The following is a 12,770-nucleotide window of genomic DNA, read 5'->3' as shown; positions in this document are numbered from 1 at the left end:
AAGGTTACAGTCACTGGAAGGTCAATATGAAAATAAGTGAATTTGCATTAATTGCTCAAGTATCGGTTAAAACCATCCGATATTATGAGCAAATTGATTTACTCTCCCAGCCTATCCGGACCAGTAATGGTTATCGTCATTATCAAGAAAAAGACATAGAGACATTAGTGTTCATAAGAAGATGCAGAGAATTAAACATCGGACTCGATGACATTAAGCGCTTGGTTGAAACACAAAAAGACCCAAAATCATCGTGTTTATTAGTAGACAACATCATTGCAGAGCAACTCGCACACATTCAACAAACCCAACGAGAACTGGCATTACTAGAACAATCATTAGCTGCATTAGCTTCTTGCTGTAAAAGCCATCAAATTAAGGATTGCAGTATTTTACAGACACTGAAATCAGCTTAGGTAAAGCGGTGAAAAGCGATAAAGATGGTAACAAGCGATAGCAGGCGATAACAAGCCTTACTGCTAGAATCTAGTTCGCTTGATATCGCTTTTAATCTCTTTTAATCTCTTTTAATCGCTTGATACCGCTTGTTATCTATTTCCTCGCTTGTTACCGCTTGTTATCTATTTTCTTAGCAGGACGCAGTCCGCCCTAGAAGCGCAGCGCACTATCCGCGTAGCGGCCTAGAGCTTAGAACCTAGAACCTCGCAAAATCTCACAACCACTGCTAAGTTAACTAATCGTACTAGATACAATTAACACTTGATTCAATTAAAGGACTAATCATGCAGATCATTCACCATGGAGCGGTAAACGGAGTAACAGGTTCATGTCATCAACTGGATGTGAATAATCACACCAATAATATCAGCAGTTATCTTATCGATTGTGGCCTGTTTCAAGGCGCTGAAACAGCCGGAAAAAGCTCAGCAGAACAGCTGCAAATAGACTTTTCTATCGACAACATCAAAGCACTCATTGTTACCCATTGTCATATCGATCATGTGGGGCGAATACCTTATCTGCTCGCAGCAGGTTTTAATCAACCCATTTATGCCACCACGGCAACCGCAGCACTATTACCTTTGGTGATTGAAGATGCATTAAAGGTTGGGGTCACCCGCGATCAAACATTAATTCAAGCCTGTCTGAGTCGACTTAAAAAACTACTTGTGCCAATTGACTATAATCAATGGTTTTTGTTACCGATAAACCCTGTTCCCAAAAACAGTGTAATTAACGGAGACACATTTACAAAAGCCAAACTCAAATTTAAACCTGCTGGGCATATACTCGGCTCTGCCTATGTAGAAATAGACTTAACAGGCCCTAAAAACCACCATCGAGTGGTATTCTCCGGTGATTTAGGGGCAACCTATGCGCCGTTACTGGCTAGCCCCAAAAGCCCATATAGAGCAGATACCTTGGTGATTGAATCAACCTATGGTGATAAAAATCATCAAGGACGAAAAGATCGCAGCAAACAGCTCAAAAATATCATCGAAAGTGCCGTAAAGGATAATGGTGTGGTACTGATCCCAGCATTTAGCATCGGCAGAACTCAAGAACTACTCTACGAATTTGAACACATCATTTACCGCAATAAAAATAACCCCATGTGGCAGAACATCGATATTATTGTCGACTCCCCCATGGCAGCAAATTTCACTCAACAATATCGTCAATTCAAAACACTGTGGGACAACGAAGCCAAAAACAAACTCGCTCAAGGACGTCATCCACTGGACTTTAACCAGCTCACCACCATCGACAGCCATCAAGACCATCTTGCCGTTATCAACTATTTAGACTCAGTCAATAAACCCGCCATTATCATCGCCGCATCCGGCATGTGTACCGGTGGACGGATCAGCAATTACCTCGCCCGATTTTTACCTAAATCCACCACAGACGTATTATTTGTCGGTTATCAAGCTCAGGGCACCACAGGCCGAGACATACAAAATTATGGCCCCCAAGGCGGATACGTTTATATCAACGATCAAAAAATTGACATCAAAGCCGTCATCCACACTATCAGCGGCTACTCCGCCCATGCTGATCAACACAACCTCATCAATTTCGTCAAACGCATGCACCACAAACCCAGCCATATCAGAATTGTCCACGGCGACGACGAAGCAAAACAAGCACTGGCAAAAGAATATAGGAAACTAATACCTACGGCAGAAATCGTTATCGGTAAGGAATGTTAGAGCCTAGATCGCTACGCTGCTAGGACGCTACGCTGCTAGAGGCTATAAAAGCAAATCGCACAGCGAAGCTGTCCCTATAAGGACGGTTAGTCCGTCCTAGAAAATAGAAAGATGGAGAACACATGAGATTTGAACAGTTAGATGTATGGAAAAGAGCATCCAGATTATCTTGTGAAATTTATAAACTCGCTGAGAAATTTATAATTTTTTGAGGGGAAAAAGAGCAGATGACCTATTCAGGCTTACCTGTTTGATCAAATATTGAAGTTAGGGAAATGAGTGAAGAGAGGGATGACACTAAAGGGAGGCATTATATTGTTAATATTATTTAAAAAAACAATTAACTATTCATTTGATATATAACAATTAAATATAATTTTAGAAGGTAAAGCCACACTAATAATAATCATTAAGGCATCAGTTTATAAGGTAGTAAGAATAACAAATATCGACAGAATGTAATGCTCAAAAGAAACGATTAAAACATGAAGATGCTAGGCGGAAAAAGCACTTCCTTACGAAGGGAACCTTATTAGCATGATGTATTGTCAATCTAACCAAAGTGATTAATTATAAATGTTATAAATATTGCGCGTGCTTGAGCAATACACTTTGTTGAGCATCTCTATTTGATAATAAAGGCGAGTTATCTAACGGCCATTTAATCCCTATATCAGGGTCATTCCAAAAAATGCTCACTTCAGATTGAGGGTTATAATAATCAGTACATTTGTAAACAATCTCGGCTTCTTCACTTGTCACATAAAAACCATGAGCAAAACCTTCCGGTACCCATGATTGACGTTTATTTTCTGCAGATAAATAAATACCAACCCATTGACCAAAAGTAGGTGAATTTTTACGAATATCAACAGCAACATCAAACACTTCACCACTAATAACGCGTACAAGCTTTCCTTGCACATGCTCAGATTGATAATGTAAACCTCGTAAAACACCCTTCTTTGACTTTGAGTGATTATCTTGAACAAAAGCAGTTGGTTTGCCTGTGACAAGTTGCTCAAATTGTTGTTGGTTCCAGGTTTCCATGAAAAAACCACGATCATCACCAAACACGGTTGGCTCAATTATTTTAACCTCGGGGATATTAGTATCGATTATTTTCATGATAAATAGTCTTTAACTCTTGTTAACGCTGCTTGCCAATCACTTTGTTGAATACCAAAAGCACGCTCAATTTTATGGCAATTTAATCGTGAGTTTGCAGGGCGTTTAGCTGCTGTAGGATAGTCTTGAGTCGTTATGGGATTAACTTGAATTGAGTGTGTCAGTACACCTTGCTCTAATGCAACGTCAACTATCTGCAGCGCAAAAGCATGCCAGCTAATATAAGGGAAACCAGAAAAATGATATAGCCCATAGGCCTGATTACCGTTAACGATCTGTTTCGAGATTGTCACTATCGCTGTTGCAATATCACCCGCATAGGTTGGGCCACCAAATTGATCAGCAACCACATCTAAAGCATCTCTAGTTTTAGCAAGGCGTAGCATGGTTTTAACAAAATTATTGCCATGTTCACCAAATACCCAAGCCGTTCTTAATATAATATGCCGTGAACACGCGCTAATAACGGCTTGTTCACCAGCCAGTTTACTACGGCCATACCCAGTTTGAGGTTCGGTATTATCCGTTTCGACATAACACTCTGCACTATCCCCAGCAAAAACATAATCGGTTGATATATGGATAATGGCTGCATTGATTTGGTTAGCGGCAATGGCAAGGTTATAAGGGCCATCACGATTAACTGCATAAGCCAATTCAGGTTGTTGCTCAGCCTTATCAACCCCAGTATAAGCAGCGGCATTAATAATAATATTCGGGTTGAACTCTGCGACAATTTTATTGACGTTAATAGAGTCGGTAATATCAAGTTGGTCACGATCTAATGCTAACAGAGTGACATCAGGCATAGTGTTGAGTTGCGCAACCAAGCTACTGCCAATTTGGCCATTTTTACCGGTAACCAATATTTTCATATTTAAGCCTGGCTAATTAAACGATCTAAATATTGACCATAATGATTATTCATTATCGGTATCGCTATTTCAGCAAGCTGCGCTGAATTTAACCAACCATTTCGCCAAGCTATTTCTTCTAAACAAGCAACTTTAAGCCCTTGCACATTCTCAATAGTCTGCACAAAAGAAGATGCCTCGAGTAAACTTTCATGGGTACCTGTATCTAACCAAGCAAAGCCACGGCCGAGTATCTCAACATTCAAATTACCTTGTTTTAAATACATTTCGTTTAGCGTTGTTATTTCTAACTCCCCACGGAGTGATGGCTTAACTTGCTTTGCCATTTCAACGACCTTGTTGTCATAGAAATATAAGCCTGTAACGGCATAATTTGATTTAGGCTTAGTAGGTTTTTCCTCTATAGATATGGCTTTCATGTCATCATCAAATTCAACCACACCAAATCGTTCGGGATCTTTGACTTGATAGCCAAAAATGGTTGCACCGTGTGTCTTATTTGCCGCATCTTTGAGTGTTTTACTAAAAGATTGACCATAGAAAATATTGTCACCCAGCACTAAACAGACACTATCATTATCAATAAACGCTTCACCTATTAGAAAAGCTTGAGCTAAACCATCTGGTGATGCTTGTACTGCATAACCTAGATTAATACCAAAGTCAGAACCATCACCGAGCAAACGTTTAAAATTTTCGCTGTCTTCTGGCGTGGTAATAATCAATATGTCTCTTATTCCTGCCAGCATTAACGTTGACAGTGGATAATAGATCATAGGTTTATCGTAAACTGGCAATAACTGTTTTGATACACCTCGCGTAAGTGGGTATAAACGACTCCCAGAACCGCCAGCTAAAATAATTCCTTTCATAACCCCTCAAATACTAACGTTACACACATATCAAAATATTCAACACACTAAGAAGAATGATATTACCCCTCACGTTGATAGCTACCATCCTGTACATGTTGGCACCAAGATTGGTTAACTAAATACCACTCAATGGTTTTACGTAAGCCTGTCTCAAAGGTTTCTTGTGGTTCCCAGTTCAATTCCTTGCTCATTTTGCTAGCATCAATGGCATAACGACGGTCATGACCGGGTCTGTCTGCGACAAAAGTAATCTGCTCCGCATAAAGCACTTCTTTTGGCACTAATACGTCTAAAATACTGCAAATGGTCTTTACCACGTCAATATTTCGTTTCTCATTGTGACCGCCTATATTATAGGTTTCACCTACTTTTCCTGCAGTGAGCACTTTGTAGAGTGCCCGAGCATGGTCTTCGACAAACAGCCAATCACGAATTTGATCACCTCTACCATAAATGGGCAATAATTTACCTTCTAACGCATTCAGAATAACTAATGGGATCAACTTTTCTGGAAAGTGGTATGGGCCGTAGTTATTTGAGCAGTTAGTCACTAACGTAGGCAATCCAAAAGTCCGTAACCAAGCTCTAACCAAATGATCACTTGCGGCTTTTGATGCAGAATAAGGGCTACTTGGCGCATAACATGTGGTTTCAGTAAATAAGGGTAAGGCTTCATTTGAGCTGTGCTCATCTTGCTCATCTGGATGAGGTAAATCACCATAGACTTCGTCAGTAGAAATATGCTGGAAACGAAATGCTTGCTTAGCATCTACTGGCAATGTGTTCCAATACGCTAAAGTGGCCTCAAGAAGCGTATAAGTGCCAACAATATTGGTTTGAATAAAGTCTGATGGAGCAGCAATAGAGCGATCAACGTGAGATTCTGCCGCTAAGTGCATCACTACATCAGGCTTATGTTGTTTAAACACTCGGTTTAATTCAACACGATCGCAAATATCAACTTGCTCGAAAACATATCGATCACTTGACGCTATACTCGCTAGCGATTCAAGATTACCCGCATAGGTCAACTTATCAACATTGATAACACTATCTTGAGTATTATTGATGATATGACGCACCACTGCAGAACCGATAAAGCCTGCACCACCGGTGACTAAAATGTTCATTTTTATACTGGTGCTTCCAAATATCTGAAATTGTTTAAAAGTAAGTTCTACAGACTTAATGATGAATAACGGCAATTATTGCTTTCCGTCTTATGAAAGCATTTAGAGTAATGGTGATCTATTTTTAGGCAGTTTTATCTTCGCTGTACCAAGTAAGTATTAGATTTACTGCTTTAATACAGTTCAACATATCCATTATATAAATCAACGTTCGCCACTTTTTTGAGAGTGGCGAACGAGTCAGACTTCAAACCATAATTTACATGTTATGCACGAACCGCTTTTGCTATGTGCTCTGCTTGTGCTTGTGACATTTCAGGGTCAATAGATTCAACCATCACGCGAATCAGAGGCTCTGTACCCGACTTTCGAAGTAACACGCGGCCTTTATCGGCAAGTACCGCTTCAGCTTCAATCACGGCTTGTTTTACTGCTTCTGATGCTAATATCTCATTAGCATTGTTAGCGGTTAGGCGAACATTGAGCAGCACCTGCGGTAATTTGTTCATACCAGACACGATATCAGCCAATGATTGCCCAGATTGTAATATCGCTTGTAGTACTAATAACGATGCAACCACACCATCACCAGTTGATGCATGGTCTAGGTGTAAAATGTGCCCAGAACCTTCGCCACCAATGCGCCATCCGGTCGCTTTTAATTGCTCAACAACATAACGGTCACCCACTTTGGCGCGTTTAAATGGAATATCCATTTCTTTTAATGCCATCTCAAGGCCAAGGTTTGACATCAATGTACCAACAACACCGCCACTTAATGTACCTTGTTGCTTAGCCGTTTTAGCCAAAATATATAAAATTTGGTCGCCATCTACAACATGACCATTATGGTCAACAAACATCACTCGATCTGCATCACCGTCTAGTGCAATGCCTAAATCAGCTTCATGTACCATTACCGCTGTTTGCAAGCTGTCTAAATGTGTTGCACCACAATGGTCGTTAATATTGGTGCCATTAGGTTTGTCATTAATGCTAATCACCTCAGCACCTAATTCACGATACACATTCGGCGCAATATGGTAAGCAGCACCATTAGCGCTATCGATCACAATTTTAAGCCCAGCTAAGGTTAAGTCTTTAGCAAATACGCCTTTACAAAACTCAATATAACGACCCGCGGCATCATTAATTCGGCGTACCTTGCCCAAATCTTCAGAGGCGACACATTCCATCGCATTATGATTCAAGGCTTGATCTAACAAGGCTTCAATATCTAGCTCTTGTTCGTCATTAAGCTTAGTGCCGGAATTAGAGAAAAACTTAATGCCATTATCATAAAAAGGATTATGTGAAGCACTGATCACTACACCGGCATCCGCTCTAAAAGTCGATGCTAAATACGCCACCGCAGGTGTTGGCATTGGGCCAACTAACGCTACGTTCACTCCTGCAGCCGAAAGTCCAGCCTGCATAGCCGATTCCAACATATAGCCACTGCTACGTGTATCTTTGCCAACTAACACCTCTTGAGTACCAGATGACGCTAAGACTTTGCCTGCAGCCCACCCCAGTTTCATTGCAAAATCAGGCGTAATAGGAAAGGTCCCCACCTTTCCACGCACACCATCGGTGCCAAAATACTTACGAGACATAAAAACTCCAAAAATAAAAAAATGCGCATGCGCAGGTTCTAGGAACTCGCAGGCGCGCCTTAGGGCGGACTGCGTCCTTCTAGATTCTATCAGCGAAGCGTCCTAGCAGTGACGAAGTCACGTCCTAGCAGCCGCAGGCGCCCTATTCTTAACATCTAGCAGCAAAGCGTCCTCGAAGACCGAAGGTCGTCCTAGCAGCCGCTGGTGCTCTAGGCTCTTGCTAAAGCAAAAAAACCAACTACAAAAGAGTTGGTTTTAGTGTTAACGAATAAATCAATGTTTACTGTTCAAGCATAATTTTTTCAATGCTTTTTTTGAAATCTTCACCCAGTTTAGCATCACGTAAGCCGTATTCAACAAAAGCATTCATATAGCCTAACTTATCACCACAATCGTGTGACTTTCCTGTCATATTAAAAGCTTCAACAGTATCTTGTTCAATCAGCATATCAATAGCGTCAGTTAACTGAATTTCATCACCTGCGCCAGCAGGCGTTTTTGCGAGCAATCGCCAAATTTTTTCAGATAACACATAACGACCGACAACCGCTAAATTAGACGGTGCTTCACCAACAGCAGGTTTTTCAACCATGGCTTTAATCTTAGCGGAATCACCAGGTGCTATTTCTACACCATTACAATCGGCAATTCCGTATTTATTAACTTCATTTTCAGGTACTGGAGCAACCATAATTTGGCTAGCAAATGAGGTTTGATAACGGGCAATCATCGCAGCTAAGTTTTCAGTTTTTTGATTTGCAGTGTATTCATCTAAAATAACATCGGGTAGCACTACTGCAAAGGGGCTATTACCAATACAAGGATAAGCACACAATACCGCATGCCCCAAGCCTTTTGCTTCACCTTGACGCACATGCATAATCGTTACGTCTTTAGGACAAATAGCCTGTACTTCATCAAGTAATTGACGTTTTACTCGCTTTTCTAAAGTAGATTCGAGCTCGTACGATTTATCAAAGTGGTTTTCAATGGCATTTTTACTGGCATGAGTCACTAATACAATTTCTTTTACTCCTGCAGCCACACACTCATTAACAATGTATTGAATTAATGGTTTATCAACTAACGGCAACATCTCTTTGGGAATGGCTTTTGTCGCCGGCAACATGCGAGTACCGAGACCTGCAACGGGAATAACAACTTTCATAATAATACCTGCTTATCTACCCATACCAAATAAAACAACTTTAATAGTTTTAATAAGAATTTTGAAGTCTAAAAGTGCACTATGATGTTTAATATAATAAATATCATATTTGTGTTTCCAAATGGCATCTTCTACTGATGCACCATATGGATAACTAACTTGGGCGAGACCAGTAACGCCAGGCTTAACAGCATGTCTAAACCTATAATATGGAATTTGTTTTTCTAAATCCTCGATAAAAAACTCTCGTTCTGGACGAGGTCCAACAATTGACATTTCGCCCTTAATAATATTTATAATTTGAGGCAACTCATCTATACGAGTTTTTCTTATGATATTCCCAACGCGGGTTACTCGAGCATCATTTTTACTAGCCCATTGTGCACCATCTTTTTCTGCATCAGATCTCATCGAACGAAATTTATAAACGTCAAACTCAATATTATATTGACCAGTTCTTTTTTGTTTGAAAAAAATAGGGCCAGGACTTTCTAACTTTATAACAATCGCCGTCAATAAAAAAATAGGTGATGTAATTAATCCTAATATTATTGACGAAAAAACATCAATGATCCTCTTTGCAAGTTGAGTTCTTTTTGTTGACAAAATAGAAAAAGCTTTTTGATGAAGAAAATAACCATTTTGTAGTAACTTAACCTCAGTGTAGCCAAATCTTGAATCAAGATAACTAACTAGTGGTTCAACCCAAGCGCCTAATTCAGTCGCTTCAACAAGAAATTGTTGTTTTTCTAAACTAAGTCTAGAACTTTCAAAGTGACAAATAACTTTGCTATCTAAATTTTCAATGTCATAATTATTAACAATTATATCAAATGAATAATCATCAATAATTGCTCCAATTTCAAGTTCACGTTCATCAGGACAATAAACATAAATAAGTTTTTGTTTTAACACTTGAGATTTAGATTTAAAACGGCTGATACGAACTTCGCCAGATCTTTTATTTGTAATGTTTTTTTGAGAAAAAGCTTTTTTTTGAGTAACCATAACAGACTCATAAATGTTAATTTAATTATAGTTTGAACAAATAACGCAACTAAAATATGTTTATATTATATGCACAAAATGTATTTACCAACAAGGTATTATATCAATCGATTTTAGGGATATTATGAGCATATGTTCCATTTGTACAAGTAAAAGAGATAAGACTAAGTGGAAATAAAAGCCTAACAATTACTATCAATCAAGATATAGACATCATCAATTCAGAAGAACTGATGAAACTAAATTGACTAAAAACCACATGTATTCGATGATGAAAAAAGTAAGAAGAATCTCTAAAGAAAAACACTTAAACATTTATTATTTGAGAATGAAAACAATTAATAATGGATAATAGGCTTCTAATCACTACCAAATAAATCCCGAGTGTATACTTTCTCTTCAACATCGGCCAATTCACTAGACATACGATTTGAGACAATTACATCCGAAATTGATTTGAAATATTCTAAATCAGTGATCACTTCAGAATGGAAAAACTCACGCTCTTTAAGCACTGGTTCGAAAATCACCACTTCAATACCTTTTGATTTCAAACGCTTCATTATGCCTTGGATGCTAGATGCCCGAAAGTTATCAGAACCTGATTTCATAATTAACCGATAAATACCAACCCGTTTAGGGTTACGCTTTAAAATACTTTCAGCGATAAAGTCTTTCCTTGTGGTGTTTGCATCAACGATCGCACCGATGATACTGTTTGGTACATCTGCATAATTAGCTCTAAGTTGCTTAGTATCTTTTGGTAAACAATAACCACCATAACCAAAAGACGGATTATTGTAATGTTTACCAATTCGGGGATCTAAACCAACACCTTCAATAATTTGCCTCGAATCTAGACAATGTGTTTCTGCATATGTATCTAACTCATTAAAATATGCTACACGCATTGCTAAGTATGTATTAGAAAAAAGTTTAACAGCTTCTGCTTCAGTAGAATCTGTGAACAAAACTTCTATGTCATCTTTAACTGCACCTTGAACGAGTAAATTAGCAAATATATTCGCACGTTCTGTTTTTTCACCAACAATGATCCTAGAAGGATATAAATTGTCGTACAGGGCTTTCCCTTCACGCAGAAACTCTGGTGAAAAAATTATATTTTCATAGCCTAATTCTTGTCTAATACGTTTTGTGTAACCAACTGGTACAGTAGACTTTATGACAATAACAGCGTTAGGATTAATAGCCATCACATCATGGATTACAGCTTCAACTGAAGATGTATTAAAATAATTAGTCTCTACATCGTAATCGGTCGGTGTTGCTATGATGACATATACTGCATTTTTGTACGCCTGATTTTTATCCAATGTAGCAGTAAAATTTAGTGTTTTATTAGTTAAAAAATCTGATATTTCGAAGTCTACAATCGGTGATTGTTTATTGTTCAATAAAGAGACTTTCTCTTCGATAATATCGACAGCAACAACTTCATGATGCTGGGCTAGCAACATCGCATTGGATAGACCAACATAGCCTGTACCGGCAATAGCAATTTTCATAGTGAGTAATACAACTTTATTTAGGAAATATATATTTCCATAGGCAATTATGACGAGAGTTGAGCAATCAGCAAAACTAACAAGACTCATTTTCAATTAATTTATGTATCAATAATTCGATTTAAACTAGACACCCCCAAAGAAAAAGCTTCGACAATTTATTAAATTAGTATTGGCTTGTGAGCCCTAGCCATTATAAATAGCGACTCTAGAAAGATTAGCAGCATTCAAGCCAATAACTTTATCAGTAATTATTAAAAAAGATAAAACAAAGAGAAATACTACAAATAAATTTTGGAAAATCTAGTTTATAGCACCTAACTAGGAAAATAGAATAAAGTACCTTGATGTTTTATGACACTTACATTCGTCACTAATATTATAATTTAAATATGCTGAGATGAAAATGCTGCATTTATAATCTAAGTAATTTGGACGTTCTAAAACATTATGATTAAGTTTATTCAGAAATAACAAATAAACATTGCCGATTGTGATTAAAACATTACGACCATTACTTAATAGATTATTATAGCCTTTTAAAAATAGCATTGCATACATAACAAAAAAAACTAAAATACAATTTATAAAATGGTAGTTTAAGCTCCTTACTTAAAATATTAAAATGCCACTTTATAGCTTCATATTTATTTGAAGATAAACTAGAATCACTTATAGAATATGACGCAAGTACATCTTTAACACAAACACAATCGGTTTTACCAAGGATATCTAACCACATCAAATAATCTTCATGACCTATATCTTTTTGATAAAACTTACCTAAAACTTCACAATTATATATACCAGTCAGATTAGCGATGTGATTACTATTTAAAAGTTTATTATAAGATATAATAAAGGGAGGTTTAACAACACTAATTACCTTATCATTTTTGACTCTACGATAAGCACTGCATGCTGCATGACAACGATTTTGTATCATAGCATTAAGTTGTAATTCCAATTTATTAGGCTCCCACGAGTCATCCGAATCTAAGAAAGCTATATACTTTCCTTTTGCTAAGTCTATTGCACGATTTCGGGGAGCTACTGCGCTTCCTGAGTTCACATCAGATCTAAAAACCTTAATTCGATAATCGAGTATGCTTTGAACTATTTCAATGGTATTATCCGTCGAAGCGTCATCGACAAAAAGCAACTCCCAATTTTTATGAGTCTGATTAACTACAGATAAAAAAGCACGGGCTACAGTTTTACTACAATTAAATCCAGGCATTATTATTGAAACTAAAGGTAACATTATGAC

General features: G+C 37.9%; 11 protein-coding genes. 2 read left to right on the top strand and 9 right to left on the bottom strand.

Translation table 11 applies throughout. The features are described from left to right. The first annotated feature begins 26 nt into the window (after positions 1-26). Together FH971_RS05720 and FH971_RS05715 are read left to right on the top strand one after the other, a co-directional pair. Entirely contained in the window at positions 27-416 is a 390-nt protein-coding gene (locus FH971_RS05720; protein WP_140233675.1) for a MerR family transcriptional regulator, read from the top strand. Positions 417-743: 327 nt separating this feature from the next. After that, positions 744-2,174: an MBL fold metallo-hydrolase RNA specificity domain-containing protein gene (locus FH971_RS05715; protein ID WP_140233674.1), complete on the top strand. Its 1,431-nt coding sequence runs from the start codon at positions 744-746 to the stop codon at positions 2,172-2,174. A gap of 579 nt (positions 2,175-2,753) precedes the next feature. On the opposite strand, the gene rfbC is transcribed toward FH971_RS05715, so the two are convergent. The 9 genes from rfbC to FH971_RS05670 all read right to left on the bottom strand — a co-directional run bounded on the left by rfbC (position 2,754) and on the right by FH971_RS05670 (position 12,764). After that, positions 2,754-3,302 carry a dTDP-4-dehydrorhamnose 3,5-epimerase gene (gene rfbC, locus FH971_RS05710; protein ID WP_140233673.1) on the bottom strand — a complete coding sequence of 183 codons (549 nt, stop codon included), beginning with the start codon at positions 3,300-3,302 and terminating at the stop codon, positions 2,754-2,756. Then, positions 3,299-4,177: a dTDP-4-dehydrorhamnose reductase gene (gene rfbD / locus FH971_RS05705; RefSeq protein WP_140233672.1), complete on the bottom strand. Its 879-nt coding sequence runs from the start codon at positions 4,175-4,177 to the stop codon at positions 3,299-3,301. Before rfbD ends, rfbC begins: the two co-directional genes overlap by 4 nt. 2 nt (positions 4,178-4,179) lie before the next feature. Then, positions 4,180-5,049 (bottom strand): glucose-1-phosphate thymidylyltransferase RfbA, encoded by an 870-nt coding sequence (gene rfbA, locus FH971_RS05700; protein WP_140233671.1) that lies wholly within the window; start codon positions 5,047-5,049, stop codon positions 4,180-4,182. A gap of 62 nt (positions 5,050-5,111) precedes the next feature. Then, a complete protein-coding gene (gene rfbB / locus FH971_RS05695; protein WP_140233670.1) occupies positions 5,112-6,182 on the bottom strand; it encodes a dTDP-glucose 4,6-dehydratase in 1,071 nt (356 codons plus the stop codon). Positions 6,183-6,448: 266 nt separating this feature from the next. After that, positions 6,449-7,798 (bottom strand): phosphoglucosamine mutase, encoded by a 1,350-nt coding sequence (gene glmM / locus FH971_RS05690; RefSeq protein WP_140233669.1) that lies wholly within the window; start codon positions 7,796-7,798, stop codon positions 6,449-6,451. Positions 7,799-8,078: 280 nt separating this feature from the next. Beyond that, positions 8,079-8,966, bottom strand: coding sequence for a UTP--glucose-1-phosphate uridylyltransferase GalU (gene galU / locus FH971_RS05685; protein WP_140233668.1), 888 nt, complete (start codon positions 8,964-8,966; stop codon positions 8,079-8,081). Positions 8,967-8,978: 12 nt separating this feature from the next. After that, a complete protein-coding gene (locus FH971_RS05680; RefSeq protein WP_140233667.1) occupies positions 8,979-9,974 on the bottom strand; it encodes a sugar transferase in 996 nt (331 codons plus the stop codon). 359 nt (positions 9,975-10,333) lie between these two features. Then, on the bottom strand, positions 10,334-11,500 hold the full coding sequence (locus FH971_RS05675) for a nucleotide sugar dehydrogenase (protein WP_140233666.1): 1,167 nt from the start codon (positions 11,498-11,500) through the stop codon (positions 10,334-10,336). A gap of 529 nt (positions 11,501-12,029) precedes the next feature. After that, entirely contained in the window at positions 12,030-12,764 is a 735-nt protein-coding gene (locus FH971_RS05670) for a glycosyltransferase family 2 protein (RefSeq protein WP_140233665.1), read from the bottom strand. Between the last annotated feature and the right edge of the window lie 6 nt (positions 12,765-12,770).

This window comes from Shewanella polaris, from assembly GCF_006385555.1.
Taxonomy (GTDB): Bacteria; Pseudomonadota; Gammaproteobacteria; order Enterobacterales; family Shewanellaceae; genus Shewanella; species Shewanella polaris.
The sequence above is the reverse complement of the archived record's forward strand: the minus strand, read 5'-3'. Positions and strand labels throughout refer to the sequence as shown.